Origin of the sequence: Bradyrhizobium semiaridum, assembly GCF_020329505.1 — a bacterium.
GTDB lineage: Bacteria > Pseudomonadota > Alphaproteobacteria > Rhizobiales > Xanthobacteraceae > Bradyrhizobium > Bradyrhizobium semiaridum.
In genome coordinates this window covers 49,081-75,748 of sequence record NZ_JAGKJJ010000047.1, presented here as the reverse complement: position 1 = coordinate 75,748, position 26,668 = coordinate 49,081, and the positions used below count along the sequence as shown (strand labels likewise).

At 66.7% G+C, this 26,668-nt stretch carries 26 protein-coding genes; 19 read left to right on the top strand and 7 right to left on the bottom strand.

Going from position 1 to position 26,668, the window contains the following annotated elements; translation table 11 throughout:
• The 6 genes from J6500_RS30585 to J6500_RS30560 all read left to right on the top strand — a co-directional run.
• Positions 1-988: helix-turn-helix domain-containing protein (locus J6500_RS30585; protein ID WP_225716417.1), on the top strand; the 988-nt coding region annotated here is incomplete at its 5' end.
• 388 nt (positions 989-1,376) lie between these two features.
• Entirely contained in the window at positions 1,377-5,657 is a 4,281-nt protein-coding gene (locus J6500_RS30580) for a beta strand repeat-containing protein (protein WP_225716416.1), read from the top strand.
• Between the two features lie 5 nt (positions 5,658-5,662).
• Positions 5,663-6,226: an invasion associated locus B family protein gene (locus tag J6500_RS30575; protein ID WP_225716415.1), complete on the top strand. Its 564-nt coding sequence runs from the start codon at positions 5,663-5,665 to the stop codon at positions 6,224-6,226.
• A 54-nt stretch (positions 6,227-6,280) separates the two neighbouring features.
• Entirely contained in the window at positions 6,281-6,964 is a 684-nt protein-coding gene (locus J6500_RS30570) for a hypothetical protein (protein WP_225716414.1), read from the top strand.
• A gap of 204 nt (positions 6,965-7,168) precedes the next feature.
• Positions 7,169-7,783, top strand: a complete 615-nt coding sequence (locus J6500_RS30565) for a glutathione S-transferase family protein (protein WP_225716422.1) — start codon at positions 7,169-7,171, stop codon at positions 7,781-7,783.
• 61 nt (positions 7,784-7,844) lie between these two features.
• Positions 7,845-9,920: a 2Fe-2S iron-sulfur cluster-binding protein gene (locus J6500_RS30560; RefSeq protein ID WP_225716413.1), complete on the top strand. Its 2,076-nt coding sequence runs from the start codon at positions 7,845-7,847 to the stop codon at positions 9,918-9,920.
• A gap of 47 nt (positions 9,921-9,967) precedes the next feature.
• On the opposite strand, the gene J6500_RS30555 is transcribed toward J6500_RS30560, so the two are convergent.
• Both J6500_RS30555 and J6500_RS30550 read right to left on the bottom strand, forming a co-directional pair.
• Positions 9,968-10,327 carry a hypothetical protein gene (locus J6500_RS30555; protein ID WP_225716412.1) on the bottom strand — a complete coding sequence of 120 codons (360 nt, stop codon included), beginning with the start codon at positions 10,325-10,327 and terminating at the stop codon, positions 9,968-9,970.
• Positions 10,328-10,468: 141 nt separating this feature from the next.
• Positions 10,469-10,606: a hypothetical protein gene (locus J6500_RS30550; RefSeq protein ID WP_225716423.1), complete on the bottom strand. Its 138-nt coding sequence runs from the start codon at positions 10,604-10,606 to the stop codon at positions 10,469-10,471.
• On the opposite strand from J6500_RS30550, the gene J6500_RS30545 reads away from it, so the two are divergent.
• Positions 10,563-11,069, top strand: a complete 507-nt coding sequence (locus J6500_RS30545) for a zinc-binding dehydrogenase (RefSeq protein ID WP_225716421.1) — start codon at positions 10,563-10,565, stop codon at positions 11,067-11,069. The two genes, J6500_RS30550 and J6500_RS30545, sit on opposite strands and share 44 nt — an antisense overlap.
• A 12-nt stretch (positions 11,070-11,081) precedes the next feature.
• On the opposite strand, the gene J6500_RS30540 is transcribed toward J6500_RS30545, so the two are convergent.
• Positions 11,082-12,212 carry a M15 family metallopeptidase domain-containing protein gene (locus J6500_RS30540; RefSeq protein WP_225716420.1) on the bottom strand — a complete coding sequence of 377 codons (1,131 nt, stop codon included), beginning with the start codon at positions 12,210-12,212 and terminating at the stop codon, positions 11,082-11,084.
• Positions 12,213-12,483: 271 nt separating this feature from the next.
• On the bottom strand, positions 12,484-12,882 hold the full coding sequence (locus J6500_RS30535; protein ID WP_225716411.1) for a hypothetical protein: 399 nt from the start codon (positions 12,880-12,882) through the stop codon (positions 12,484-12,486).
• Between the two features lie 84 nt (positions 12,883-12,966).
• Here J6500_RS30535 and J6500_RS30530 point away from each other — a divergent pair, with 84 nt between their 5' ends.
• Positions 12,967-13,422, top strand: a complete 456-nt coding sequence (locus tag J6500_RS30530; protein WP_225716410.1) for a cupin domain-containing protein — start codon at positions 12,967-12,969, stop codon at positions 13,420-13,422.
• Positions 13,423-13,444: 22 nt separating this feature from the next.
• Here the strand turns inward: J6500_RS30530 and J6500_RS30525 are convergent, their stop codons facing one another.
• Positions 13,445-14,053 (bottom strand): TetR/AcrR family transcriptional regulator, encoded by a 609-nt coding sequence (locus J6500_RS30525; protein ID WP_225716409.1) that lies wholly within the window; start codon positions 14,051-14,053, stop codon positions 13,445-13,447.
• 112 nt (positions 14,054-14,165) lie between these two features.
• Here J6500_RS30525 and J6500_RS30520 point away from each other — a divergent pair, with 112 nt between their 5' ends.
• The 8 genes from J6500_RS30520 (at position 14,166) to J6500_RS30485 (ending at position 20,918) form a co-directional block, all read left to right on the top strand.
• Positions 14,166-14,861, top strand: coding sequence for a PspA/IM30 family protein (locus tag J6500_RS30520; RefSeq protein ID WP_225716408.1), 696 nt, complete (start codon positions 14,166-14,168; stop codon positions 14,859-14,861).
• A 77-nt stretch (positions 14,862-14,938) separates the two neighbouring features.
• A complete protein-coding gene (locus J6500_RS30515) occupies positions 14,939-15,214 on the top strand; it encodes a YiaA/YiaB family inner membrane protein (RefSeq protein ID WP_225716407.1) in 276 nt (91 codons plus the stop codon).
• Positions 15,215-15,461: 247 nt separating this feature from the next.
• The gene (locus J6500_RS30510) at positions 15,462-16,535 is read left to right on the top strand and encodes a hypothetical protein (RefSeq protein ID WP_225716406.1); all 1,074 of its coding nucleotides are present in this window, start codon (positions 15,462-15,464) and stop codon (positions 16,533-16,535) included.
• Positions 16,532-17,407 carry a HesA/MoeB/ThiF family protein gene (locus J6500_RS30505; protein WP_225716405.1) on the top strand — a complete coding sequence of 292 codons (876 nt, stop codon included), beginning with the start codon at positions 16,532-16,534 and terminating at the stop codon, positions 17,405-17,407. Before J6500_RS30510 ends, J6500_RS30505 begins: the two co-directional genes overlap by 4 nt.
• Positions 17,404-18,603 carry a hypothetical protein gene (locus J6500_RS30500; protein ID WP_225716404.1) on the top strand — a complete coding sequence of 400 codons (1,200 nt, stop codon included), beginning with the start codon at positions 17,404-17,406 and terminating at the stop codon, positions 18,601-18,603. Before J6500_RS30505 ends, J6500_RS30500 begins: the two co-directional genes overlap by 4 nt.
• The gene (locus J6500_RS30495) at positions 18,600-19,721 is read left to right on the top strand and encodes a GNAT family N-acetyltransferase (RefSeq protein ID WP_225716403.1); all 1,122 of its coding nucleotides are present in this window, start codon (positions 18,600-18,602) and stop codon (positions 19,719-19,721) included. The genes J6500_RS30500 and J6500_RS30495 overlap by 4 nt, the downstream gene beginning before the upstream one ends.
• A complete protein-coding gene (locus J6500_RS30490; protein WP_225716402.1) occupies positions 19,718-20,542 on the top strand; it encodes a hypothetical protein in 825 nt (274 codons plus the stop codon). Before J6500_RS30495 ends, J6500_RS30490 begins: the two co-directional genes overlap by 4 nt.
• A gap of 169 nt (positions 20,543-20,711) precedes the next feature.
• Positions 20,712-20,918: a hypothetical protein gene (locus J6500_RS30485; RefSeq protein WP_225716419.1), complete on the top strand. Its 207-nt coding sequence runs from the start codon at positions 20,712-20,714 to the stop codon at positions 20,916-20,918.
• A gap of 388 nt (positions 20,919-21,306) precedes the next feature.
• Here J6500_RS30485 and J6500_RS30480 read toward each other — a convergent pair whose 3' ends face one another.
• Positions 21,307-22,158 (bottom strand): SDR family NAD(P)-dependent oxidoreductase, encoded by an 852-nt coding sequence (locus J6500_RS30480; protein ID WP_225716401.1) that lies wholly within the window; start codon positions 22,156-22,158, stop codon positions 21,307-21,309.
• A gap of 204 nt (positions 22,159-22,362) precedes the next feature.
• On the opposite strand from J6500_RS30480, the gene J6500_RS30475 reads away from it, so the two are divergent.
• Positions 22,363-23,859 carry an aldehyde dehydrogenase family protein gene (locus J6500_RS30475; protein WP_225716400.1) on the top strand — a complete coding sequence of 499 codons (1,497 nt, stop codon included), beginning with the start codon at positions 22,363-22,365 and terminating at the stop codon, positions 23,857-23,859.
• A 225-nt stretch (positions 23,860-24,084) separates the two neighbouring features.
• On the opposite strand, the gene J6500_RS30470 is transcribed toward J6500_RS30475, so the two are convergent.
• Complete coding sequence (locus tag J6500_RS30470) at positions 24,085-24,468, bottom strand: winged helix-turn-helix domain-containing protein (RefSeq protein ID WP_211988121.1); 384 nt, start codon at positions 24,466-24,468, stop codon at positions 24,085-24,087.
• Positions 24,469-24,576: 108 nt separating this feature from the next.
• Between J6500_RS30470 and J6500_RS30465 the strand changes: the two genes are divergently transcribed.
• On the top strand, positions 24,577-25,704 hold the full coding sequence (locus tag J6500_RS30465; protein WP_225716399.1) for an alkene reductase: 1,128 nt from the start codon (positions 24,577-24,579) through the stop codon (positions 25,702-25,704).
• Positions 25,705-25,958: 254 nt separating this feature from the next.
• Positions 25,959-26,477 (top strand): GFA family protein, encoded by a 519-nt coding sequence (locus J6500_RS30460; RefSeq protein ID WP_225716398.1) that lies wholly within the window; start codon positions 25,959-25,961, stop codon positions 26,475-26,477.
• Positions 26,478-26,668: the final 191 nt, after the last annotated feature.

The following is a 26,668-nucleotide window of genomic DNA, read 5'->3' as shown; positions in this document are numbered from 1 at the left end:
GCCGCGCGAACCTCGCGACCTCAAGGACATCAGCGCAGCGCCGCCGCTTCTGTTCTCGACCCGGCCGTACCGGCCGGCGGAACAGTTCGAGGTTTGGAAGACGCGGATGGCCTCGCTGCTCGACGTCGCCCCGGCGCCGGGCCACGATCCGGCGCGGGGATTCGAGGTCGAGTACCTGACCTGCAACATGGCCAACGTCGTGTTCACGTCGGGGCGCTTTGCGGCGCAAACGTTCGCGCGTGTGCCCCGGCCGTCGCAGCGCCCGCGAGTCGATTTCTGGTGGCTGTTCCGCGTGCGCTCGGGCGAAGCCTGGTTCGAAACCGGCGAGCGGCGGCTGCACGCCCGGCCTGGCGCCATGTTCCTGATCTCGCTCGACGACGACTTCCAGGGCCGGATCACCGATTATGACGGTTTGGTGCTGGGCTTGCCGCGCGGTGCATTCGCCGCCGCGGCCGGGCAACTCGACAGCGTCTGCAACCTCATCCTGTCAGGCAATCTGATCGAACTGCTGATCGATTACCTCGATCGGCTCGAAATGCGATTGGCCGTGATGTCGCCGGACGAGCTGCGCCAGGCCGGGCGCGCGACCGCGAACATGATCGCCGCGTGCATCCAGCTGTCGGCCGAGGCGAAGGCGCAGGGCGCGATGGAATCGCTGCTGTTCGAGCGTGCGCGTCATTATATCGAAGCGCATCTCGGCGACTTCGATCTCACGCCGGACCGTGTGGCGCAGCAATTGCGGATCTCGCGCTCGAATCTCTATCGCGCCTTCGAGAATGTCGGCGGCGTCGCCGGCTACATCCTGCGCAAGCGGCTGTGCGCCGCGCATGCGGAACTCGTCGGCGGCACCGACCGGCAGGTGCAGGAGATCGCCTACCGCCACGGTTTCAAGCTGGCGTCCGACTTCACGCGCGCGTTCCGCCGCGAGTTCGGAATCAGCCCGCGCGAGGCGCGCGCCGGCAAGCGCCGCGGATCAATCGGCGGTTGAGCCCGCGCGCGAATCACTTAGGAGAGCGATCTCTACCCTTCAGTGCACGGTCGGATGCATTGTGCGGTTTCGCCTGCCGTGTGCCGCACAAATCGTTCAACTTGTGAGACGATCTGCCATCTATTTGGACGGCGTGCTGAGTGACGCTGACGAAATTGTGTCTATCCTCTTCGTTCATGACGACTCGGGGGCATCATGGTAGGCAGCCGGGCGAACGCTGGGTGGCAAAGATGCGTTCGCTAAGCCCGCCACATCCTCAGCCAGGACTGCAAGGTGACCGCGCGTGGCGCCGTCATCCTGACCTGTCCGCGCGCCGGCGTGCGCGTCGGTTCTGTCCGTGGCGCGGCTTCCCCGGCGTTTTGGCAAGCTGTCACAATGGGGACGCATCATGGCTGTCGCACGGATTCCAACCGTACCGATGAAACCGCGCGGCTTCGTCCGCAACTGGGTTGCGCGTGCCGAGGATAGCCGCTCGCTGCGCCGCCGGCTGCTGGCAGTGTTGCGGTCGGCGCATCGCGTTCTGGGTGTGAAGCGGGATAGGTTGGGCCTCGGGACGCTTGGACTTGGCGGGACAGCCGTCGCGACGACGCTCGGCGCGCTCGCCGTCGCCGTGGTCACCGCCTCGCCCGCAAGCGCCGGCAGCGTGGCCCTTGGTGGCGGAAGTGCGACCGGCACCGACTCCGTGGCGATCGACACCGGGTCGGCGGCAAGCGGAGTGCGCGCCATCGCGATTGGAAGTGCAGCGACGTCGTCCGGAAGCGATTCCATCGCCCAGGGCAGCAGCGCGAACGCGGGTGCCCAGAACGCGGTCGCGATCGGCTTCGGGACGATCGCTTCGCAGTTGAACTCGATCTATCTCGGCTCGCGTACTGCTGCGGGAACCGGTGCCCTCGCCGTGAGCGCCATCGGCATCGGCACGGACGTGACGGCATCTCAGGCCGACGCCATCGCGGTCGGACGCCAATCCCTTTCGTCGGCGCAATACTCGGTCGCGCTCGGCCTGAACGCGCAGGCCACGGGCAGCGGCGGCGCGATGGCGCTGGGCCAAGGCACGGTCTCGAGCGGCGTCAATTCGGTCGCTCTCGGCGTTCAATCCAATGCAACCGGAGCCGGCTCGAGCGCCTTGGGCACCTTCGCTCACGCCACGGGAGGAAACGCCACCGCGGTCGGCGTCAGCTCCTCGGCTAGCGCCAACTATTCATGGGCCGGCGGCTGGGCATCCGTTGCGTCGGCGGACAGCGCGACTGCGCTTGGCAAGCAGGCGACCGCGTCGGGGATCAACTCATTCGCCGGAGGCAGCTCCTCCACCGCATCGGGAGATTTCGCCGTTGCATTGGGCAACCAGACCCAAGCGCTGGCTCCCGGCGGCTCGGTTGCAATCGGATCGGGTGCGGTCGTCAACGCTGCTGCGACCAGCGGCATAGCGATCGGCAACAATGCGGCATCCAGCGGCACCAATTCGCTCGCGACCGGTGTCGGGGCCACTGCCAGCGACGCCAACTCGCTTGCAGTCGGCTATCTCGCCAAGGCCTCGGCGGCACAGGGGACCGCGGTCGGCTACCAATCCGTCGCAAGCGCGCAGGACAGCACCGCACTCGGTGACCTGAGCCAGGCGACCGGCGTCAATGCAACGGCGCTCGGCAACCAGATCATCGCCGCGGGCAGCGGCAGCGTCGCAATCGGCGCCAACACGGGGCTTGCCGTCGACGCGGCGTCGACCAACGGCGTCGCCGTCGGTTGGGGATCGACCGTCACCAATGCACCGTCGGGTATCGCCATCGGCGACACTGCAAGCGCAAAGGCCGCCAACGCCTTGGCGATCGGCACCAATGCACTCGCCAATGCCGGCAACGCGGTCGCGATCGGCACCAGCGCGCAGGCGGCTGGCGGCCAGGCGGTCTCGATCGGCGCCGGCAACACCGCCTTTGGCAACGGCGCGGTCGCGATCGGCGATCCCAGTTATGCCAGCGGCACCGGTGCCTTCACCGGCGGCGCCAACAACATCGCCAACAGCGACGGCACGGCGACCGCTACCGCCGCCAACCAGGCCAACGGCGCGGTTGCGATCGGCAACAACAACAAGGCGATCGGGCAGGGCTCGGTGGCGCTGGGCAATGGCTCCACTGCGGGCGCCGCCGGACTTGCGGGCAACATCGCACTGGGTAATGGCGCAACGGCGGCGGCAAGCTCCGGCGATGTCGCACTCGGCTCGGGCTCGGTCACGGCCGCCGCGGTCGGCACGGGGAGCACCGTGATCAACGGCAGCACCTACACCTTCGCCGGCGCGACGCCGGCCTCGACAGTGAGCGTCGGCGCGGTCGGCGCCGAGCGCACCGTCACCAATGTTGCCGCCGGACGGCTCAGCAACAGCTCGACGGATGCGATCAACGGTTCGCAGCTGTTCGCCACCAACCAGGCGGTCGATGGCCTCGCCACCACCGTCAGCAACATCACCACCGGCGGCGGCATCAAGTATTTCCACGCCAACTCGACGCTGGCGGACTCGCAGGCAATTGGGACGGAGTCGGTGGCGATCGGCTCGGTGTCGACCGCGACCGGCACCGGCTCGGTCTCGATCGGCAACGGCGCGACGGCGTCGAACGCCAACGATGTGGCGCTCGGCGCCGGCAGCCAGACCGCCGCGGCGGTCGGCACCGGCGGCATCAGCATCGCCGGCAACGCCTACACCTTCGCCGGCGCGACCCCGACCTCGACGGTCAGCGTCGGCACCGTCGGCAACGAACGCACCATCACCAATGTCGCGGCGGGCCAGGTGACCAACACCTCGACCGATGCGATCAACGGCTCGCAGCTGTTCGCCGCCACCTCGGCGATCGACAACCTGGCGACGGTCGTCAGCAACGGCCTGACGCATTACTACAGCGTCAACGACGGCGGCACCCAGCAGGCGAACTACAACAACAACGGCGCGACCGGGACCAATTCGATGGCGGCCGGCGTCGCCGCGTCGGCAACCGCGGCGAACGCCACGGCAGTCGGCTTCAATTCGCAGGCCACGATCGCCGGCAGCGTCGCGATCGGCTCCGGTTCGGTGGCCGACCGCGCGCTGGCGCCGGCCTCCGGCATGATCGGCGGCACCGTCATCCCCTACAACACCACGGACAAGACGCTGCTCGGCGCGGTGTCGGTCGGCACCTCGACGAGCTATCGCCAGATCACCAACGTGGCCGACGGCACCGAATCGAGCGATGCCGTCACCTTGCGGCAATTGACCGGCGCGCTGTCGTCGTTCTCGGTGACGCCGACGAAATATTTCCACGCCAACTCGACGCTCGCCGACTCGCTCGCCGTCGGCAACAACTCGGTCGCGGTCGGCGCCGAGACCGTGGTCAACGGCGACAACGGCATCGGCATGGGCTTTGGCGCGCTGGTGCAGCAGACCGCGCCCGGCGGCATCGCCATCGGCCAGAATTCGCTGGTCAGCTTTGCCGACGGCATCGCGCTCGGCACCAATGCGCAGGCCAACGGCATCCAGTCGCTGTCGTTCGGCGCGGGATCGTCGACCACCAACCCCACCAGTGTCGCGCTCGGCGCCAATGCCAAGGCGACCGCACAGGCCGGCGACGTCGCGCTCGGCGCCAACTCGACCACCTCCACGGTGGTGCAGACCGCCAGCACCTCGATCGGCGGCACCACCTACAATTTCGCGGGGACGGCGCCGACCTCGACGGTCAGCGTCGGCAGCGCCGGGTCGGAACGCACCATCACCAATCTGGCCGCGGGCCAGATCAGCGCAACCTCGACCGATGCGATCAACGGCTCGCAGCTCTGGGCCACCAACACCGCGCTCGACGGCCTCTACACCACGGTCAACAACATCACCAGCGGCAGCGGCGGCATCAAATACTTCCATGCCAATTCGACCGCGGCGGATTCGCTGGCCTCCGGCACGGAGAGTGTCGCGATCGGCGGGCAGTCGGTCGCGAGCGGGACCAATGCGATCTCGATGGGCAACAGCTCGGTCGCCTCGGCCGACAATGCGGTGGCGATCGGCGCCGGCGCCAAGGCAACCCAGGCCAACTCGCTGGCGCTCGGCGCCAACTCCACCACCACGGCCAGCCTGAGCGATGCGGCCTATACGCCGGTGGTCGGCAAAGCGGTGGCGGGCGTTGCGACCGGCGAAGTCTCGGTCGGCTCGTCCGGCAGCGAGCGCCGCGTCACCAATGTCGCGGCGGGCTCGGCCGCGACCGATGCGGTGAATGTCAGCCAGCTCCAGGCGCTGGCCAACAATACGATCCACTATGACGGCGACGGATCGGGCGGCACCACCAACAAGCTGACGCTGAACAGCGGCAACGGCGCGCCGGTGACTATCAGCAACGTGGCGGCGGGCGTCGCTGGCACCGACGCGGTCAACGTCAATCAGCTCAACAGCGCATTCCAGCAGCTCAACGGCCAGATCGGCGAGGTGCGGCAGGATGCCTGGCGCGCTGCTGCGATCGGCATGGCCGCCGCGTCTCTGCGCTATGACGACCGGCCCGGCAAGGTCAGCGCCTCGGCGGGCGGCGGCGTCTGGCGCAGCCAGGGCGCGCTCGCCTTCGGTCTCGGCTACACCAGCGAAAACGGCCGGCTGCGCTCCAACGCGGCGGCGACCACCGCCGGCGGCGACTGGGGCGTCAGCGCCGGCGTCAGCCTGACGCTGAATTGATCCTGGTGTCGACGAGGCGGCTGGCTTGTCTGGCCTCGGCGATCTGGCTGTGCGGAGCGGCGAGCGCGCAAGGCGCACCGCCCGCCGGCTATGCCGTGAAGCCGTCGGACGTGGCGATCCCGCAAGGCGAGACGCTCGGCGAATTCAGGCGGATGATCCAGCCGTTCCACAACTGGACGCTGATCTGCGACGAGAGCCTGAAGTCGAAGCGCCGCGTCTGCAACGTCACGCAGTCGATCGTCAATGCGCAGGGTGCGGTCGCCTTCAACTGGTCGCTGGTCGCGACCGCCGACGGCAAGCCGCTGATGATGATGCGCATCCCGGCCGGCGCCGGCGTCGGCGCACAGATCGAGCTTGCCATGGGTGATACGCCGGATCGCATCGTCGCGCAGACCGATCAATGCGACGCGGCCTTCTGCTTCGCCACGATCGCGATCGGCAACGTGCTCAAGCGGCACATTCGCGCAGCGACGCCCTGCCGGGTCTCCTACCAGCTCCCGCAAATCGGACCGGTCGTGCTGGAGGCGCCGCTCGACGGGCTGTCGGCGGTGCTGGCGAAACTGAAGTGACGGGGCGCGGCATGCGTGAACCAAGGGATGAAAAAGGTAAAGGATGAGCGGCCGATGCGATTGAGGACCCCTGTCTTGATCTTCGCCGCGGTGGTGGTCGCGGCACTCAGTGCGGCCGGCGTCGTCGGCTATGCCCAGCAGGCGCAGCCGGCCGTACAGCAACCGGTGCCATTGCAGCCACAGGCCGCACCGGCGCCGGCCAGGAAGGCCGCCAAGCAGCCGCAGCCGCACAAGCGTCCGCAGGAAACCCAGGCGCCGGCCGCTGCCGCGCCCGTGCTGCCGCAGCAGGCGGCGCAGCAACAGCCGACGGTGTTCGACGATCACGCCAGGCAGGGCAACATCGTGACCTGCGCCAATGTGTTCGGGACGCTCGGCCGCGGGCTCGCGGCGAACTCGACCTACACCGCGCAGTCGCAGTGGGACCAGAAGGCCGGCAATGCCCATTCGGTGCAGTCGCTGGTCGCGCTGACGCCGAACCAGAACCCGCAGAACGCGCAGCGTGCCGCCGGCATCGTGTTCGCGGCGCCGGTCGGATCGTCCTGCGAGGGCAATCTGGTGCGGGTGACGCCGAGCGCGGAGAGCTGCCCGGCCGTTGCCGCCGAGCTCGCCAAGCTGCACGGCCAAAGCGGCACGCTCGGCGATCTCGCCACGCTGGCGCTGCCGAACGGCGCGCAGGTGATGCTAATTCCGTTCGGCAATGCCTGCGTCGCGGTGACGGCGATGCGGGTCGCGGGTTAGTACGACACGGCCAGGATCTTCGCCGCGCGGGTGTGATGGCTCGGCGTCTGACCGGCACGCCGGTGGCGACCCCTGTCGAATTCGATTTATTGCATAATTTGCAACAAAGAAGTGCCTGGGCCACTAATTCAAATGGCAGGTGCAATGCGCCACCTTGAGCGCGCGGTCGGGAATGGCCCGATCCACGACATCAGGAACGGCATCATGAAGCTCTATCACTTTCCGCTTTCGGGCCACGCGCATCGCGCCCGCCTGTTCATTTCGCTGCTGGGGATTCCGCACGAACTGGTTCACGTCGATCTCAAGTCGGGCGCGCACAAGACGCCGGAATTCCTTGCGCTGAATTCGTTCGGCCAGGTGCCGGTGCTGGACGATGACGGCGTCATCGTTTCCGATTCCAATGCGATCCTCGTCTACCTCGCCACCAAGCTTGGCCGCACCGACTGGCTGCCCACCGATGCAATCGGCGCTGCCGCCGTCCAGCGCTGGCTGTCGGTCGCCGCCGGAGAGCTCGCATATGGTCCGGCTGCGGCGCGGCTCATCACGGTGTTCGGCGCCAAGCACAATCCGGACGATGTGATCGCCCGCGCGCACGTGCTGCTGAAGCGGCTCGAAGCGCATCTGGCCGATCGCGACTGGCTGGTCGGCACGCAGCCGACCATCGCGGATGTCGCGCTCTACAGCTATCTGTCGAGCGCGCCCGAAGGCAATGTCGATCTCTCCTCTTATCCCCGCGTCACCGCGTTCCTGCGCCGGATCGAGGCGCTGCCCGGCTTCGTGCCGTTCGCGAAGACCGCCGCTGGTCTCGCGGCTGCGTGATTTGCCGACCGGGCGCGCCTTGCGGGTGCGCCCGTTCCGCCCCGAGAGGGAGGGCCGTGAGATGAGCGACAGGCGAAACAAGGTGAAGCTGGAGACCTGGCATGCCGGTGAGAAAGCCATCCAACAGCAGGTCGGCGTTGCCGAGCGCATGGAGGCCGTCGGCCAGCGCGCCGTGCGCGATTTCATGCCCGATCAGCATCGCGAGTTCTACGCCCAAATTCCCTTCATCATCGTCGGCAGCGTCGATCACGAGGGTGATGCATGGGCCTCGTTGCTGGCGGGCAGGCCCGGCTTCATCGCCTCGCCGACGCCGCACAGCCTCGAGATCGATGCGCGGCCTGATCCGAGCGATCCCGTCAGCGCGGGCATGCGCGACGGCGACGCCATCGGGCTGCTCGGAATCGAACTGCACACCCGCCGCCGCAACCGCGCAAACGGATTGCTCCGCGCATCGTCAGGCAAGGCGCTCGGCTTCGATCTCGATCAGAGTTTTGGCAATTGCCCGCAATACATCCAGCTGCGCGATTTCAGCTTCGTGCGCGCGCCGGACGAGCCGTTCACCGGAGAGATCGAGCGGAGCACGGCGCTCGATCAGGCCGCGCGCGACATGATCAGGACCGCCGATACGTTCTTCGTCGCTTCCTATGCCGACCGCGAGGACCGTCGCCAGGTCGACGTCTCGCATCGTGGCGGCAAGGCAGGCTTCGTCCACGTCGCCGGCGACGGAACGCTGACGATCCCGGATTTCGCGGGCAATCTGTTCTTCGCCACGCTCGGCAACATCCTCGTCAACGGCAGGGCCGGCCTGGTGTTTGTCGATTTCGCAACCGGCGACACCCTGCAGCTGACGGGGGATGCCGAGGTGATTCTGGACTCGCCCGAGATCGCGGCGTTCCAGGGCGCCGAGCGGCTCTGGCGTTTTCGCGCCCGCCGCGTGGTGCGGCGGCGCGGTGCGTTGCCGCTGCGCTGGGCCTTCCAGGCCAACGGCTGGTCGCCGAATTCATTGATGACCGGCGACTGGGCGCAGGCCGCCGACCGCCTCCGTGCCGCCGACCGCGCGACGCAGTGGCGTCCGTTCAAGATCACCAAGATCGTCGACGAGAGTGCCTCGATCCGCTCGTTTCATCTGCGGCCCGACGACGGCGCGGGACTGCTGCCGCACCGGGCCGGGCAGCATCTGCCGATCCGGCTGTCGATCCCCGGGGCCGACACGCCGGTGATCCGCACCTATACGCTCTCGGTCGCGCCATCGGACGGTGCCTATCGCATCAGCGTGAAGCGCGATGGCCTTGTGTCGCGGCACCTCCATGACGCGATCAGCGTTGGCGACGTCATCGAGGCGCGCGCGCCAAACGGCGCGTTCACGATCGATGCGCGCGAGAAGCGGCCCGCAGTGCTGCTCGCCGGCGGCGTCGGCATCACGCCGCTGCTCGCGATGCTGCGCCATGTGGTCTATGAGGGCCTGCGCACCCGCCGCGTCCGGCCGACCATCCTGCTTCAGGCCGCGCATTTGAAGCAGGAACGCGCATTCGGCGATGAATTGCAGCAGCTTGCGGACGCGTCCGGCGGCGCGGTGCGCGTCATTCGCGTGCTCGGCAACGTCGATGGCGCCACCGAAAGCATCGACTACGACGCCGCGGGGCGGATCGACATGGCGCTGCTGTCGCGTGTCCTGCCGTTCAACGACTACGATTTCTATCTGTGCGGACCGCCGCAGTTCACGCAATCGCTCTACGACGGGCTGCGCGGCTACAATATTGCGGATAACAGGATTCATGCGGAGGCGTTCGGTCCATCATCGCTGGCCAGACGGAACGATGCTGCGACCGCCGCGCCATCGCGCCGGCCGGCGGCGACCTCTCCGGTCGCAGTCGCCTTCACCAATTCGCTGAAGGAGGCACGCTGGACGCCGGAATCCGGGACGCTGCTCGAATTGGCTGAAGCGCGCGGCCTCAGCCCCGAATTCAGTTGCCGTACGGGGAGTTGCGGAACCTGCCGGACCAGATTGCTGGCGGGCGCCGTCACCTATCTGAAGGAGCCCGCCGCCGATGTGGCCGGCGACGAAGTGCTGATCTGCAGCGCCGTGCCGGCACAGATGGACACCGAAGGCGAGAACCGGATCCAGCTCGCGCTCTGATCCGCGGCGGCTACTCGATGGCGGGCGGCGCTGCGTCTCGGAGTTGCTCAGCTCATGCTGCCCGGCATGAAGCAGCGCGGCTTCGGATGGCCGTCGAGATAATAGGTCCAGACCACGGTGCGGCCGGCGTGATTGGGTCCGCGCACCACGGCGTCGTCGGGAACGTCGACCCATTCGCCCTCGAGGCGGGCGCGATAGTGCCCATCCTTGGTGTCCCAATCGGCATCCTCGAGATGCTTGGCATCGCTGCCGTCGCAACAGGGGCCCTTGCCGCTCTGCAGGCTCTGATACCAGGCGTTCAGCTCCGGGCGCTGACGATCATGCGCGCGCGCCGGCCCAGCGGCGATTGCCAGCGCAATCACGACGGCAAATGCAGCAAAGGTCGCACGCCAACGATACCTGTTCATCTCACACCCATTCTGGACGGCAATGGTTCTGTGCGGAGATGGTCGTGAAGCGCCGCGTTTCAATTGAATGATAAGCGTCATATGATCACGTTGGTGAGAGGTCGTCGCACCTGGTCAAGCAAGGTCCGTGCCGGTCGACGGTCAGTCGAGCAGTTCCATCACCTGGCCGATTACGGCCTTCACCCGCTTCGCATCCGGCGTCTGGTGCGCGAGCGCCATCAGCCCGGCGTGCACGGTGATCGCGATCGCGAAGTCGCTCGAAATAAGGACGGTCAACATCGTCAGGCGCGAAGAGGTGATCGCCGAATTGAAGTCCCTTGGCGCCGACGTCGTGCTGGTCGATGGACCGGGCCTCGCCAAGCGCGTCGCCGCCGAGACCGGCGGAGCGCCGATCGGGCTCGCGCTCGACGTCGTCGGTGGCCCATCCACGCTGAACCTGATGAACTGCCTCGCGCCGAAGGGCGTGCTGGTGATCTACAGCGGCGTGAGCGGCCAGCCGTTCTCCGGTTCAGCGCCGAGCGTGATCTTCAACGAGATATCGGTGCGCGGCTTCTGGCTCGGCCATTGGCGCAAGACGGCGACCGACGACGCGATCGCGAAGATGTACGACCATCTCGTTCCGATGGTCGCGTCGGGAGCGATCAGTCCGCCCGTTGTCGCGAGCTACAACCTTGATGGTTTTTCAGACGCGATCGCGCAAGCCGCTGCATTCAAGGGCAAGGTCATTCTGACGCCTAATTAAGTCTGGCCGCGATCAGGTGCGGCGAGCCGCTCGGGTGATGGTGAGCTTCGTCGGCTTTGCGTTTCCGTGGTGTTTCGCCCCGTGGCTATCCCGGCTGCGCTTCCTTGCACCGAGCACCACGGTGGTGCTGCCACCGCTGGGCCCGCGGCGCGAGACGTATTCCCTGCCGTCGATCGGAGCCAGATGCGCCGGGTCCCTGCCCAGATAGGGCCGTCCTATTCCGAACTCCTTGTGGGCATCGATCCATTTCCAAAGCTTCAGCGAGGCGGCAAAGCGCTCGTCGCGCGTCGCGCCATCGACGCTCACGACGTCGGCGGCAAGCCCATGCCCGTAGCCGCCGCGCAGGCTGCCGCCATGAAAGGACCTGTTGCTTGCCGCGGCGAGGCCGCTTGCAATCGACTGGCGATAGTCATCGCGGAATGCGCTGGTGATGCCCGGCGACAGGCCAGCCTGCTCGGCGGCGAGAAGCGCGCGAAACAGCCTCAGCTTGAAGCCGCGATCCATGCCTCCGATCACGTAGTCCGTCATGGGCATGCCGGCGCGTGCGGCGGCCTTCGGGTCCTTCCATGTGAAATCGTCGTCGACGAGCCTGGTAAAGGTCCGCATCACGGTCACGGTCTTGCGCTTCTTCCTGATCGTCACAGGCCGCTGTTCCGGCACCCTGATGGTGTCCTCCTTGGGCGCGCGTTGGTAGAGAGCCCACAGATAGCGGTCGACGCAGGCTTGCATGACCCAGCATTCGTCGAGAATTTCAACGGAGTCGATCTTCGGCACCGCGGTACGCGGCACGGCATCCGGCGTGGTCGCGACCGACGGCTGTTCCGGCAATGCGTCCGGCAACACCTGCGCCGGATCGCTTAGTGCAGCCTCGACGATCGCTTCGACCCTGTCCGCGGTCGTGGTGACGTTCGCTGGGGCGGCGCTGCCGGCATCTGCCGGATCGGACGAGGCGGCAGCAGCGCTGCCGATCGCAGGTGCTGCATCGGGCACGCTGTTGGCGACGGCAACAGGAGCGTGATGGTCCACGGCCTGCGCGCCGGCGCGTTCGACATCAGCCGAACCGGATACGAGCCACACCACGATCGAACCCGGGAGAACCATGGTCCGGCACAACGCCGCCGCTCCCGTTCGCCGCGCGTTCATCAACCCAGCCTCCAGGGGCTCCCCCGGAGCCCGGTTGCCCAGCCAAGCATGCGACACCGCCGATTGTCGCTCCGAGATGTGGACGGACAAGGGCGGAAAAATACGGATCGTGTTTGTTTTCCGAGGATGTTGCCCGAATGCCACCCGCAGGCGCGACGCCGGTCCGCACAAACTCCACGAGGTGAGGGCGCAGGCGATACCCCTGAACTTTCGGATGCGGGCCCCCCCGCGAGACCGTGGCGGAGACAGACCTGGTTGGTGTCGCGAGTGATTACTTGATCGTCGCGCGTACGGTGATGACCGACGTGCCGGACGCCTTCGGCCCCTGACCTGTTGCCTTGATCGCAAACGTATCGCTTCCCCTGTATTTGGCTTTCGCCCTGTACTCGAAGGTCGATGCGTTGATCTTCTTCAGCTTGCCGTAGGCCGGCTTTTGCGCGATCGCCGAGGTCGTCACCGTGCCGCGGATCCCGATCGGGATCTGGCAGCTTTCGCCGGAGACGACATCGATATCGCCGGTCGCGTTCTCACCCCAATCCGCCAGCGTGACCGACATCGAGCACTGGGGCGCGGCCTGCGCTGCCAACGCCGGCAAGATGCCTGGCGCCGTCACGACAAGCGCCAGAGCGGCGATCCTCAACCATCGCGTCGTCACGATGCTCATTGTCATGCAAGGCTCACTGCTGAAGGTTTCGCGCAGAAACTTGCAACGTGGGGACAGGAGAGGCAAGGGCTTCCGTTCACGGGCATTTGCATGGGCCTGACAACGCGGTTTCGGCACCCTGCTGCTTCGACGGTGCGTCGCCATCGTCATCGCATTGCGCAAGAGAGGGTTCCAATGGCTCAAAGCAACGACGGTCAGGCGAATGCCCCGCAATCCGGCTTCGCCGGTGTCACGCGCAAGACCCTCGAGCGTCTTGCCTTGCCCGGCGATGATCGGGAGTTGGTTGTTGCCGAGGTGACCTATCCGCCCGGCGGCGTCGCTCCGCTGCACTGGCATCCGGTCGGCGGCGTGATCTTCATTGTCGAAGGCGTCGCCGAATCAGCCTATGGCGACGAGGCGCCGCGCCGGTATCGCGCGGGCGAGACCTTGCAGGACCGCGCCGATCTTCCGCACACGCTGTTTCGTAATTGCGACCCTGAACGGCCGCTGTGCTTTCTGACGATCTACGCGCTCGAACCTGGAAGATCCTACACGATGGAGCCGTAAGGCCCCGGCGCTGCAGCAGCTTTCACGCCTTCTTCGCGGTCAGCCCGTCGATCATCGCGCGCGTCAGAGTCGCGATCTCGTTGCGCAGCGCGCCGATCGGCACCGCGATCAGCTTCTGCTCCAGCCCGAGCGCGACCATGCCGTGCACGGCCGAGAACAGGCTGCGCGCGGTGATGCCGAGCTGCGTCGGCGAACGCTCGGGAAACAGCGCGGCAAGCGGCTTGTAGATGTGGCGGAACAATTCCATCTGCTCCGAGATCGCCCAGTCCGGCACCGGCTTGCCCGGCTGCATGCGATGCTCGAACAGCGCGCGCCACAGTTCGAGATTGTCGGCGGCGAAGTCGCAATAGGCGACCGCGATGCGCACCAGCATCTCGCGCGGCGCGGCCGCACCGCCGATCTCGGCCAGCGACAGCGAGGCATCGAGCCGCGCCAGCGTGCGCGAGCCTACCCGCAGGATCAGCTCGTCGACATCCTCGACCAGATTGTAGACGCCGCCATTGGCGACGCCGATCTCTTGGGCCAGTTCGCGGGTTTTCAGGCCGCCGAGACCCTTTGTCGCAATCGCACGTTCTGCCGCCTCGATCAGGGCTTCCAGCAGTTTAGCTCGTCTTTCCAGGGCTTTGGACATTGCTTACCCGCCGTTAACCATAGCCGTGAGCGTCGCTCAAGAAATTGTTGAGCGACGCTCACGATGTGGTATAAGAAACTCATGAGCGATGCTCATAACAGGGAGAGACCAAATGTTCAAAACTGTTTTGACGCTTTTCCGGGGCAGCGTGGCTGCGGCGGAGGAGGAACTGGAAGATAGGACAGCGCTGGTCATCCTCGACCAGCAGATGCGCGATGCGGCGGCCGCCGTCGACCGTTCGAAGCGGACGCTGGCACTTGCGATTGCCAGCGACCAGCAGGAGGGCCGCCGGCTCGAGACCACCAATGCCCGGATCGCCGATCTCGAGGTCCGCGCCACCGCGGCGATCGAGGGCGGCCGGGAAGACCTCGCCCGCGAAGCCGCGCAGGCGATCGCCAATCTGGAGGCCGAGCGCGATGCCGCGATGACCGCGCGCACCTTGTTCGCTTCGGAGATCACGCGGCTGAAGCGCCATGTCGCCAGCGCCGAAGCGCGGATCGCCGAGCTCGATCGCGGCCGCCGGCTGGCGCGGGCGTCGGAAGCGGTGCGCTCGCTGCGCAAGAGCGGCATCGAGGCGGCGCGGCCGTATGAATCGACGCTGCCGGAAGCGGAGGCCACGCTGAAGCGGCTGCGCGACCGGCAGATCGAAGCCCAGGCCGCCGACGAGGCGCTGATCGAGATCGACGCCGCATCGGGCCCGCTTGCCACTGCCGAAAAGCTCGCCGAGCAGGGCTTTGGTCCGCGCATGAAATCCACCGCCGACGACGTGCTGGCGCGGTTGAAAGCCAAGCGCCCGCCCGCTGCGTGAACCGTCAAGTCTGACACCGAACCCAAGCCCGACACCGAAACATTGTCACCAAACCCATATCATCAAAGGAGAGTACTATGAACCAGACCATCCAACCCCACAGCGGCTCCTGGATCACCTTCACCTACGTGTCTTTCGCCGCGTCCGCCTTCCTCGTCGGCATCGGCGTGTTCTTCCTGCCGATCGATCTCTGGATGAAGGGCTACCTCACCATGGGCATCGTGATGCTGGTGCAGACCTGCGTCACGCTCACCAAGACCATCCGCGACAATTACGAGAGCAGCAAGTTCGTCAACCGCATCGAGGACGCCAAGGCCGAACGCCTGCTGATGGAAGTCTCGAAGGCGGCCTGAGCCGAAGGACGACAGGCGGCGGGTATGCGTCACCCGCCGCTTTCGCGTGAAGGCGAGACGAGGCGTCCCATGCCGTGATTGGCCGTGAGCTGTGCCACGCACTCGACGTCGTCCCGGCGAAATCCTCTCTCCACGAACTCGCTTGGTTTCCTGAACGGCTTGTTTACCCTGCGGCAAACACCGCCAGGTTGCGCTCATCGCTCCTTAACACGAGCACATGCAGAGATCGTGCCCGAGGGACAGAGAAATGGCGTCCATGGACAACGGCACAGCGGACCCGCGCGGCAGCAAGGCTGCGCAGCCCGGCAAGGGTCTTGCGAAAGCGCGCGCGGCGCTTGACGCGCTGCGCAGCCATGCCGGCTTCTGGCTGAAGGCGCTGTCGCAGCCGACCATCGATCTCACTTTGCGCACCGAGGCCGGCCAGCGCACCCGCATCGTCGAATCCCCTGGCCTGTCGCTGCCGAAGGCGGAGCTGGACGCGCTGGTCGAGCAACTGCGCATCGTCGCCGCCAAGACGCTGCCCGAGGAGAGCCTGACCTACGGCATCTTCTCCGGCGAGCCCGAGCGGCTGTCGCGCGCCGTGATCACCCTGATCTCTGAGGAGGAGACTGGCCGTCCCATCGCCTTCAACGCGCTGTCGGTGATGCAGGTGCCGCTCGACGGCGAGCCGACCGCCGTCACCCATCTCGGCCTCGTGATGGTCGATCCCGATGTGCGCGGGCAGGGGCTGTCCTGGGTGCTGTACGGCCTGACCGCGCTGGTGCTGTTCGCCCGAGACGGGCTGCGGCCGAAATGGATCTCCAACGTCACCCAGGTGCCGGCGGTGGTCGGCATGGTCAGCGACACCTTCTCCGACGTGTTCCCGTCGCCGCTGCCCGGCGCGCGGCAGAGTTTTGCACATCTGCAGCTCGCCCGCGGCATCATGGCCAAACACCGCGCGGTGTTCGGCGTCGGCGAGGAGGCCGGCTTCGACGAGGCGCGCTCGGTCATCACCAACGCTTATACCGGCGGCTCGGACGCGCTGAAGAAAACGTTCGACGTCGCGCCGAAGCATCGCAACGCGATCTACAACGAGTTCTGCGAGCGCGAGCTGGATTACGCGCGCGGCGACGACGTGCTGCAGCTCGGCCGCATCGATCTCGCCGGCGCACGCCGCTACATCATGAGTGAGGTGCCGTCGGGCTCATTGCCGGCGCTGCTCGCGGCCTCCGCGATGCTGGCGCTGCAGCGTCTGGTGCTGCCGGTGGTGTATTGGCTGGACGATAGCCGTGCGTTCGGGACGCTGCGGCCGCGCAAATCCGATCCCGAGGCCAGCAAATGAATTTCGACTATTACTCCTTCACCGGCCGCAATATCGGCTTCATCGACGAGCGCGAGCAGCAATTGCTGCGGCAGGCGCGGGTGTTCGTCTGCGGCGTCGGCGGCATGGGCGGCGCGGCCTTCATGGCGCTGGCGCGCGCCGGCGTCGGCAAGTTCGTGATCGCCGACATCGACCGCTTCGAGGTTTCCAACCTCAACCGCCAGGTGTTCGCCTTCGCCGACGAGGTCGGCCGCGAAAAGGCCGAGGTCGCCGCCGAAGCAGCGCGACGCATCAACCCGACCATCGAGGTCGACGTGCTCGGCGAAAATTGGACCGACGAACTGCCCGGCATCGCGCAGCGCTGCCCGGTCATCGTCAACGGCATGGACGACATCGCCGCCGGCGTGCATCTGTACCGGACCGCCAAGCGCGCCGATGCGACGGTGATCGACGCCTATATGTCGCCGTTGCCATCGGTGATCGTGGTACGGCCCGACGATCCGCGCCCCGAGGAGCGGCTCGGCTTTCCGACGACGAAGAAGGATTGGACCGAGATCACCGAGGACGATCGCCGCGCCGCGATGCGCGCCGAGATCGAGCACGTGATGCTGCATTCCTCCTCGCGCAACTATGTCGACCTCGCGATTGCCGGCGAGGTCGCCGCCGGCCGCCGCAGCCGGATGTCGTTTGCGCCGATGGTGATCTCGACCGGCATGCTGATGGCCTATGAGGCGATCGCGCTGATCCTCGGCCGCAGCTCCGGCACCGACTGCCGCGGCTGGTTCCTCAATCCGCACCGGCCCGCGATCGAGAAGCCGCGCAATGCGCTGCTCACGGCGCTGATGCGCCCGCTGGTGCGCCGCGCCATCGACGATCTGACGAGCGCCAAATGACCTCGGGGGTGATCGCCGATTCCATCGTCAATCTCTGCGGCGCCATCGGGCTCGCGGTGGCGATGGCGACGTTCTACCGGCGCGATCCAAGGAGCCCGCTGGCCCGCCGTCTGTTGCTGGCGCTCGGCGTGATCGCGATCCTGTTCCTCGACCGCGGCCTCGCCTGGTGGACCGGCAGCGTGCTGCTCGATCGCCTCTCGGTGATCCCGGCCGCGCTGATCCCGCTCGGCGCGCTGATCGTCACCGAAGGCATTTTGCGGCGTCACGCGCCGCGCGCGGTGAAGATCGCAGCGCTCGGCGGCGGCATCCTGCTCGGCCTCGGCGGCACCTTCGGCCTGCAACGGTTTGCGATGCCCTACGCGATCGCGCTGGCGCTGTTCCAACTCGTCGGCTTTGCCACCTGCGCGCTGCTGCTGGCGAGCCGCGACCGCGCCGGGCTGATGGCCACGGAGAACCGCAGCATCGGCCGCATGGCGGTCGGCGCGCTGGTCGTGATCCCGTTCATCCTGACCGATTTCCGCACGCTGTTTCCGGACATCCCGGTGCGGCTCGGCGCGCTCGGCGCGCTGCTCACCGTCACCGTGATGCTGATCGCCGGCGGCGGCGCCGAGACCCGCCGCCATGGCCTTGCGATGATGGCGCTGCGGCTGATCTCTTCGGGCCTGCTCGGCTTCGCCGCCGCCTTCATGGCGGCCGATGTCGACGCCGCACAGATCGTCCGCTTCGTCGCGGTCGCCATATCGGGCGTGCTGACCATCGGTCTGATGACGGATGCGCTGCGCGCGCTGTTCGAATCGCAGGAGCCGGGCGTGCTCAATTCAGTCGCTGCATCGCCGGCAGAGACGCGGGACCAGCTGATTGCCGAGCTGGCGCGGCACCCGATCTTCGAAAGCGCGAGACGTTTTCGCGAGAGCGAGCTTGCGCTGTACGATCCGCCGCTGCTGCGCGATTTCCTGTCGACGCGGCGCGTGCTGCGGCGGCCCGACGCGCCGTGGGGGCTGTCGCCGGTCGCACCCGCGGCCGAGCGCATGGTCTCGCTGATGACCGCCAACAGCGCCACCCACGTGATCGTGCTGGCGCATGATCCGCTCGACCTGATCGTGCTTGCCGTGCCCGTCACCGCGGCCGATCCCGCCACTGAGACCGCCCTCGCATTGGTGCGGCGACTGCTCGCGCTGACCCCGGAGGCCAAATGACGCTGGAGATCAGAGAGGGCGATCGTAAGGCGGCCTTCGACGCCGCGCTCAATGCCTACGGCCGCGACAGCCTCTACGTGCCGCCGCTGTGGAGCGATTTCGACCGGATGTTCGATCCGAAGAAGAATCCCTTCATTACCGAAGGCCACGGCCGCTACGCGCTGTTCTCGGCGCATCGCGACGGCAAGCCGGTCGGCCGCATCACCGCCTCGATCCATGACGCCTCCAACCGCAAGCACGGCACCCGCCACGGCGCCTTCGGATTCTTCGACTGCGTCGACGATCCCGAGGTCGCCGATGCGCTGCTGCGGGCCGCCGAGCAGTGGCTCGCCGCCCGCGGCATGAGCCGCATCACCGGCAATTTCAATCTGACGGCGATGCAGCAGATCGGGGTGATGACCGACGGTTTCGACAACGCGCCGTTCACCGACATGATGTGGTCGCCGCCGCACATCGCCGAGCATCTCCGGCGCGCCGGCTATGCCGCGACCTTCCCGATGACGACGTTCGAGATCGCGCTCGACGGCGGCAAGCCGGAGCAGCTGCTCGGCGACAAGCAGCGCGCGGTGCTGAAGGATAAGGATTTCGTCTGGCAGCCGATCAAGCGCTCTGCGTTCAAGGCGCGGCTGGAGGATGCGCGCCTGATCCTCAACGACGGCTTTGCCGACAACCCGATGTTCGTGCCGCCGACCGCGGCCGAATATCTGTTCCAGGCCGGCGATATGATGTGGATCATCGACAAGCGGATCTCGACCGTCGTGTACTACCGCGGCCGGCCCGCGGGCGCGATCATCGCGATCCCCGACCTCAATCCGCTGGTCAAGGCGATCGGCGGCCGCATCGGCCTCACCACGCCGTTCAAATTCGTGCAGCACCGCATGCTGAACACCCGCGCCGTGCTGATCTACCAGTCGGTGTGCCGCGAGCTGCACAATCGCGGCCTCAACGGCGCGATGCTCTATCGCACCGCGCTGGCGCTGCAGGAGGCCGGCTACCGCACCCTCGGCGGCACCTGGATCGCGGACATCAACGGCCCGTCGCTGCGCCAGGCCGAGAAGGTCGGCGCCAAGCCGCTGCACCGGCTGCATCTCTTCAGCAAGCGGCTGGCCGGCGCATGAGCAGCCTGACGCCGGAGCTGCTGCGCGAGCTGGTCGCCGAAGCGCGGCACCGGCGCGGCTTGTCGATCACCGCCTTGACCACGATCGAGCAGCCGCTGTCGCCGCGATTTGCCGCGCTGTGCAGCTTCGCGATCAGGGATGGCGTCGCGCGCGATCCGCTGGCCGATCATGTCGCGCGGCGGATGTCCTGGCGCGGCAAATTCGCCGGCTCGTCCGGTGATGCGGCGGCGCTGGCGCAACTCGCCGTTTGCGACAATGTCATCTGCATCCGTGATCGCGATGCGATCACCGAGATCGCCGGCTGGGCCGACCAGGCCGAGTTGTCCTTTGTCCGCGGCGACGATTACCGGCACGAGCTGCTCGACTGGATGCGGCTGTCGGCGAACCATCCGCACTATCTGCATGACGGTCTCAACCGCGACGCGCTGGGGATGAATGCGGTCGAGGCCACCGCCGCCCGCTTCGTGCTTGGCGGCCTGTTCAAGCCGCTCGACCGGCTCGGCCTCGCGGCGCCGCTGCTCGCTGACGGCGGCAAGACCGCGTCCGCATGCGCCATCGTCCTGTTCTGCCGTCCGGTCGGTGAGGATCCGCTCACGACGGGCCGGCATTTCTATCGCGCCTGGCTCGAGATCGGTCGAGCCGGCCTTGCGGCCTGTCCGATCTCGGCGCTGGCGGATCACCCCGATTGCAACGAGCGGCTGCGGCAGCTCGGCAAAATCGGCGCCGGTTTGCGCCTCGTCAACGTGTTCCGCGTCGGCAACCCGGCAAAACCTCGGAAACCGCGGCATTTTAGGCTGCCGATCGAGCGGCTGATCGTCTGAGCGCCGTGAAGTTACGGTGCGATATGGACTGTCAAAGTTTCATCCGCTCGTGCTATGACGCCGCTGCGAAGCGTGATGACGCGTCGTGTTCTGGAATCTTTGTTTGAGCCTTGATCTTGTTCGGAAAGCCGCGTCGCGCTTCCGGATCATGCCAACGACGGTGGGGATGATGTCGAAGCAATCGCTGCGCGAGGAGGCCGAGCGCCTGATCCGCGAGACCATGGAAAAGCGGAACCTGGTCATCAAGCAGGGCACGACCCGGATCGAGGCCGTCTGCGGCAAGTGCGGCGCACCGAATCGGGTGCAGGCGGACAAGGGCCAGACCCGCGTCAAGTTCGTCTGCAAGAATTGCGGCCACAAGCAGGAGACGCTGTAGCCGCGCGCCCAGCAGAGCGAACTCGGCGAGGCGCGGCCGGCGGCGCCGGTGCTGGTGCGCGCGAATTCGCGTGCCTGACTCAGGATATCGATCGCAAATCCATCCCCGTCATTCCGGGGCGCGCGCAGCGCGAGCCCGGAATCCATTGGGCCGCAGACTTCGTGGCGTGATGGCTTCCGGGCTCAGCCCTTCGGGCTGCCCCGGAATGACGAGAGTTCGTAGAATCGTGGAGCGGCGCGATTCCGTCGCTGTTCTCCGCGTCATTGCGAGCCAACGGGTCGCGCGAACGCGCGCCCGATGACAGGCCCCGCGAAGCAATCCATGCTTCCGCGTATGCGGTTCGATGGATTGCTTTGTCGCTTCGCTCCTCGCAATGACAGGGACCGAGTTATTTCCCCTTCACAAACGCGGCAAACGCGTCGCCGTAATCCTTGTGCCAGCGCGACAGCGGCGGGCGGTTCTCGACGATGTCGCCGGCGGCCCACAGGATGCGGCGTTCGTCGAGCGCGCGCGGCACGTCGTTGTCGGGGCAGAGGATGTAGAAATCGCCGGCGTCGAGCCGCTCGATCATGAAGTCGACGGTCTGCTCCGACGTCCAGGCGCCGGCCGGCTTCTCGGTGCGGCCGCGCGCGGTGAGCCCGGTGAAGACGAAGCCCGGGATCAGCAGATGCGCGGTGATCCGGCAGCCGTCGGTGTTGCGCAGCTCGTGCTGCAGCGCCTCGGTAAAAGCCTTCACGCCGGCCTTGGAGACGTTGTAGGCGGGATCGCCGGGCGGCGTGGTGATGCCTTGCTTCGAGCCCGTGTTGATGATCAGCCCCGGCCGTCCGCGCTTGATCATGTTGGGCGCGAAGGCCTGCGTGCCGTTGATGACGCCCCACAGATTGACGGCGAGGATGCGCTGCCAATTGTCTGATGGACCGAACATCGTGCTGCCGGGCTGGATGCCGGCATTGTTCATTAGGATGTCGGTGCCGCCGAAACGCGTGGCGACCGCAGCCTCGAAGTCCGCTACGGCATCCGCGCGGCTGACGTCGACGGCTGACGCCATGACGTCATCTGCGCCGCCCGGCGCCGCAGATGCCAGTTTTGCCGCAGCCGCGGTCAGCCGGTCATCGCCGAGATCGGCGATGCAGACCTTCATGCCTGCCTGCGCGAAGCGCAGCGCGGCGGCAAGCCCGATGCCGGAGGCGCCTCCGGTGATCACGGCAACATGATTTGGTGACATCACGGGATGAGGCATCGGCGGTCTCCGGACACATATGTGGCTGATGCTTGCAGAGTAGCATAACGCTGGCGCAGCATGCACGCGCGCGCATGGGAGGGTTTCGTGCGCGCTGCTCTCCTCAACGCGGGCTCGACTTTACGGTTTCACGCCGCCGCTGTAGAATTCGGGATATAACGCTTCCAAAAGAACCTCAGCCGACATTTGACAGGGAGTGCAACCATGGCTGTTTCACAGGCTATTCCGATCACGCGCCATCCTTATGCCGACGGCTCCTACAAGAAGATGCTGATCGACGGCAAATGGATCGACGCCGCCTCCGGCAAGAGGTTCGAGACGCACAACCCCGCAACCGGCGAGCTGCTTGCCACCGTCGCCGAGGGCGACGCCGAGGACATCAACCGCGCCGTTGCCGCGGCGCGCCGCGCCTTCGAAGGCCCGTGGAGCAAGGTGAAACCGTTCGAGCGGCAGAACATGCTGCTCAAGCTCGCCGAGCTGGTCGAAGCCAATTTTGAGGAATTATCGCAGCTCGACACCCTCGACATGGGCGCGCCGATCAGCCGCACCCGCGGCAACAGGCTGCGTGCGCTCGGCATGCTGCGCTACTACGCGGGCCAGGCCACCGCGATTCATGGCGAGACCATCGAGAACTCGCTGCCCGGCGAGATCTTCTCCTACACGCTGAAGGAGCCGATCGGCGTGGTCGGCGCCATCATCCCGTGGAACGGGCCGCTCACCGCATCGATCTGGAAGATCGGCCCGGCGATCGCGACCGGCTGCACCGTGGTGCTGAAGCCGGCGGAAGAATCGCCGCTGACCTCGCTGCGCATCGGCGAGCTCTGCATGGAGGCCGGCATTCCGTCCGGCGTCGTCAACGTCGTGCCGGGCTATGGCGAGACCGCGGGCGCCGCGCTCGCCTCGCATCCCGATGTCGACAAGGTCGCGTTCACCGGCTCGCACGTCACGGGCCAGTCGATCATTCGCGCCTCGGCCGGCAACCTCAAGCGCGTCTCGCTCGAGCTCGGCGGCAAGTCGCCGGACATCGTGTTCGCCGATGCCGATCTCGATGCGGCGGTGCCGGGCGCGGCGATGGCGGTGTTCGCCAATTCCGGGCAGATCTGCAGCGCCGGCACGCGGCTGTTCGTCGAGCAGAAGGTCTATGACGAATTCGTCGGCCGCGTCGCCGAGTTCGGCAAGAAGCTGCAGGTCGGCAACGGCCTCGATCCCAACACCCAGATCGGTCCCCTGGTGTCGCAGCAGCAGATGGACCGCGTGTCCGGCTATCTCGACATCGGCGCCAAGGAAGGCGCAAGGGCGGTGGCCGGCGGCGGCCGCCTCACCGAGGGCGCCTTGGCAAAGGGCTTCTTCGTGCAGCCGACGGTGTTCGCCAATGTGCAGGACAACATGCGCATCGCGCAGGAGGAGATCTTCGGCCCGGTGATCTCGGCGATCTCCTTCAAGGATCCGGAGGAGCTGATCAAGCGCGCCAATGCCACCACCTTCGGCCTCGGCTCCGGCGTCTGGACCACCAATGTCAGCAAGGCGCATCAGGTGGCGAAGGCGCTGCGCGCCGGCTCGGTCTGGGTCAATTGCTACCAGGCGATGGACCCGGCGGTGCCGTTCGGCGGCTACAAGATGAGCGGCTACGGCCGCGAGTCCGGCAAGCAGCACGTCGAGGAGTATCTCAACGTCAAGGCGGTCTGGATCAAGACCGGCTAGCTGCTCGCTTTCACCTCTCCCCGCCTGCGGGGAGAGGTCGGATTGCATTGCAGATGCAATCCGGGTGAGGGGATACAGGTCCAACCGTCGGCGTGCTCATGGAGAGAGATGCCCCTCACCCCAACCCTCTCCCCGCAAGAGCGGGGCGAGGGCGCACTTCGAGTCATTTCTTGGCTAACGATTGGTCGAAACCAAAATGGCGGCCCCAGGCCGCCGCGTTCGCGTCTACCGCCCCGCAGCCTTTTTCGGCCTGCCGATATCGCTGCGCAGTGCCTCCAAATCCTTGCGCACCGCGGTCGCGGCGTCGCGTTCGATTTTCCGGTAGCGTGCCACCAGTGAGAGGCCGAACGGGGTCAGCACCGCGCCGCCGCCGTTCTTGCCGCCGGTCTGCCGTTCCACCGCGGCCTGCCGGCAAATCCGGTTGATCTCGTCGACGAGATCCCAGGCGCGCTTGTAGCTCATGTCCATGGCGCGGCCGGCGGCCGAGATCGAGCCGCATTCTCGGATGTTTTCCAGCAGCAGGATCTTGCCCGGTCCGATCCTGTCCTCGGCATCGAGATCGATGCGGACGCTGAGGGAGGGGAGCGATCTGGCGCTCGGTTTCGGCATGGAGGGATTGCTCTCGCGCATCTGGTGATGAGATTGCCACTAACCGCTTTTACGAACAAGATGAACCCGTTACATCACCGGAAACCACATGGAATATTCGGGGTAGGCATGAATCCTCCGTCGCTGTTCTCTCCGCTCAAGATCGGTCCCTATGAACTCAAGCATCGCGTCGTGATGGCGCCGCTGACCCGAATGCGGGCGGCACGGCCGAGCCTCGCACCGCGGCCGCTCAATGCGGAATATTACGCCCAGCGCGCCACGCCCGGCGGGCTCTTGATCGCGGAGGCCTCGCCTGTGGTCGCGACCGGCTTCGGCAATCCCGGCGTTCCCGGCATCTATACCGAGACCCAGATCGCGGGCTGGCGCGAGGTGGTGAACGCCGTGCACGCCAAGGGCGGGCTGATCTTCCTGCAACTCTGGCACGTCGGTCGCGTGTCGCACTCCTCGTTCCAGCCGGATGGCGCGCTGCCGGTGGCACCCTCGGCGGTGGCGATCGCGCCCGAGTTCAAGGCGATGACGGCGGACGGCAAGGTGGTCGAGTACGAAACGCCGCGCGCGCTCGAGACGGATGAAGTTCCGCTGATGGTCGAGGCTTATCGCCAGGGCGCCAAGAACGCGCTGGCCGCCGGCTTCGACGGCGTCGAGATCCACGGCGCCAATGGCTATCTGATCGAGCAGTTCCTGCAGTCGCGCAGCAATGTGCGGACCGACCAGTATGGCGGTTCGATCGAGAACCGCGTCCGCTTCCTGATGGAGGTGACGCGGGCCGTGATCGACGTCTGGGGCGCCGACCGCGTCGGCGTCCGGCTGTCGCCGTTCGGCATCGCCAATGGCAGCGGCGAGGCCGACCCGATGCCGCTGTACAGCCACGCCATCACTTCGCTCGACAAGCTCGGGCTCGCCTATCTGCATTTCATCGAGCCGCGCGCCTCCGGCACCGGCCGCGCCGACGTCGACTGGAAGAACGTGCCGTCGGCGATGGTGCTGTATCGTCCGATGTGGAGCGGCGTGCTGATGACCGCCGGCAACTTCGTCGGCGACAGTGCCGCGAGCGCGATCGCCGAAGGCCACGCCGATGCCATCGCCTTCGGCCGCTACTTCATCTCCAACCCGGATCTGCCGCGCCGCCTGCAGCGCGGCTATCCGCTGACGCCGTACAACCGCGCGACGTTCTACGGCGGCGAGGAGAAGGGCTACACGGACTATCCCGTACACGACGAACTGGCACAGGCGTAGGTTTTCGTAGCTTCGTAGCCGGATGAGCGAAGCGACATCCGGGACCATTGCATCTGCGGATCGACCGTCCCGGATGTCGCTTCGCTCATCCAGGCTACGGGGGTTCCCTCCGCGTCATTGCGAACGAAGCTTCGTAGCCCGGATGCAGCGTAGCGAAATCCGGGGCCTTTGCATCGGGAGATCGACCGCACCCCGGATTACGCTTCGCGGCATCCGGGCTACGATAGTTCAACCAGCACATCGGGGAGACCCCCATGTTTCCGGACGACGTCGAGTTCTCGCCGGCCAAAAAACCAAAACCCGTCGCCCTCGCAAAACCCGCGGCGGGCCACTGCCTGTGCGGAAAGATTCGCTTCGAGATCGACGTTCCCGCGCGCTGGGCGTGGCACGACCACACCTCCGCCAGCCGCCGCGCCCATGGCGCGGCATATGCGACCTATGTCGGCAGCTGGCGCAAGCGCTTTCGCATCACGCAGGGGCAGGACGAGCTGTCGCGCTACGAGGACGCCGCGAGCAAGACCGTGCGCAGCTTCTGCGCCAATTGCGGCACGCCGATCGCCTATGAGCGCGCCCGCTCGCCGCACATGGTCAACATCCCCCGCGCGCTGTTCTCGGGCCGCACCGGCCGCCAGCCGCTCTATCACATCGCGATCGAGGAACTGCAGGAATGGGCCTACACCGGTGAGCCGCTGGTGCCGCTGAAGGGCTATCCCGGCGTGGTCTGGCAGCGCTCGAAAAGGAAGAAGCGCGGGGATCGCGAGGGAATGTTCTGAACGGCCTGGTTCCGAGCCGACCGGCGGACGCGTTTCACCTGTCCCGGAGGGGGGTGAAGCAAGGACATCTGCACGGTTTCTGAATTTTGGAAAAATACTCCTGAGTTGCCCGACGTGTCAAGTCGCTTTGTCGAGCGCCCGGCAGCCGGCTCCTTTGCATGGGGTTGTTTTTCGACATTTTGGCAGCGCAC

What these genes read in the sequence shown, in the direction of transcription:
- J6500_RS30580 (WP_225716416.1), top strand. Translation starts at nt 1,377, where the DNA reads ATGGCTGTCGCACGGATTCCAACCGTACCGATGAAACCGCGCGGCTTC.
- J6500_RS30570 (WP_225716414.1), top strand. Translation starts at nt 6,281, where the DNA reads ATGCGATTGAGGACCCCTGTCTTGATCTTCGCCGCGGTGGTGGTCGCG.
- J6500_RS30565 (WP_225716422.1), top strand. Translation starts at nt 7,169, where the DNA reads ATGAAGCTCTATCACTTTCCGCTTTCGGGCCACGCGCATCGCGCCCGC.
- J6500_RS30560 (WP_225716413.1), top strand. Translation starts at nt 7,845, where the DNA reads ATGAGCGACAGGCGAAACAAGGTGAAGCTGGAGACCTGGCATGCCGGT.
- J6500_RS30555 (WP_225716412.1), bottom strand. Translation starts at nt 10,327, where the DNA reads ATGAACAGGTATCGTTGGCGTGCGACCTTTGCTGCATTTGCCGTCGTG.
- J6500_RS30550 (WP_225716423.1), bottom strand. Translation starts at nt 10,606, where the DNA reads ATGTTGACCGTCCTTATTTCGAGCGACTTCGCGATCGCGATCACCGTG.
- J6500_RS30540 (WP_225716420.1), bottom strand. Translation starts at nt 12,212, where the DNA reads ATGAACGCGCGGCGAACGGGAGCGGCGGCGTTGTGCCGGACCATGGTT.
- J6500_RS30535 (WP_225716411.1), bottom strand. Translation starts at nt 12,882, where the DNA reads ATGACAATGAGCATCGTGACGACGCGATGGTTGAGGATCGCCGCTCTG.
- J6500_RS30530 (WP_225716410.1), top strand. Translation starts at nt 12,967, where the DNA reads ATGGGCCTGACAACGCGGTTTCGGCACCCTGCTGCTTCGACGGTGCGT.
- J6500_RS30525 (WP_225716409.1), bottom strand. Translation starts at nt 14,053, where the DNA reads ATGTCCAAAGCCCTGGAAAGACGAGCTAAACTGCTGGAAGCCCTGATC.
- J6500_RS30520 (WP_225716408.1), top strand. Translation starts at nt 14,166, where the DNA reads ATGTTCAAAACTGTTTTGACGCTTTTCCGGGGCAGCGTGGCTGCGGCG.
- J6500_RS30515 (WP_225716407.1), top strand. Translation starts at nt 14,939, where the DNA reads ATGAACCAGACCATCCAACCCCACAGCGGCTCCTGGATCACCTTCACC.
- J6500_RS30510 (WP_225716406.1), top strand. Translation starts at nt 15,462, where the DNA reads ATGGCGTCCATGGACAACGGCACAGCGGACCCGCGCGGCAGCAAGGCT.
- J6500_RS30505 (WP_225716405.1), top strand. Translation starts at nt 16,532, where the DNA reads ATGAATTTCGACTATTACTCCTTCACCGGCCGCAATATCGGCTTCATC.
- J6500_RS30500 (WP_225716404.1), top strand. Translation starts at nt 17,404, where the DNA reads ATGACCTCGGGGGTGATCGCCGATTCCATCGTCAATCTCTGCGGCGCC.
- J6500_RS30495 (WP_225716403.1), top strand. Translation starts at nt 18,600, where the DNA reads ATGACGCTGGAGATCAGAGAGGGCGATCGTAAGGCGGCCTTCGACGCC.
- J6500_RS30490 (WP_225716402.1), top strand. Translation starts at nt 19,718, where the DNA reads ATGAGCAGCCTGACGCCGGAGCTGCTGCGCGAGCTGGTCGCCGAAGCG.
- J6500_RS30485 (WP_225716419.1), top strand. Translation starts at nt 20,712, where the DNA reads ATGTCGAAGCAATCGCTGCGCGAGGAGGCCGAGCGCCTGATCCGCGAG.
- J6500_RS30480 (WP_225716401.1), bottom strand. Translation starts at nt 22,158, where the DNA reads ATGCCTCATCCCGTGATGTCACCAAATCATGTTGCCGTGATCACCGGA.
- J6500_RS30475 (WP_225716400.1), top strand. Translation starts at nt 22,363, where the DNA reads ATGGCTGTTTCACAGGCTATTCCGATCACGCGCCATCCTTATGCCGAC.
- J6500_RS30470 (WP_211988121.1), bottom strand. Translation starts at nt 24,468, where the DNA reads ATGCCGAAACCGAGCGCCAGATCGCTCCCCTCCCTCAGCGTCCGCATC.
- J6500_RS30465 (WP_225716399.1), top strand. Translation starts at nt 24,577, where the DNA reads ATGAATCCTCCGTCGCTGTTCTCTCCGCTCAAGATCGGTCCCTATGAA.
- J6500_RS30460 (WP_225716398.1), top strand. Translation starts at nt 25,959, where the DNA reads ATGTTTCCGGACGACGTCGAGTTCTCGCCGGCCAAAAAACCAAAACCC.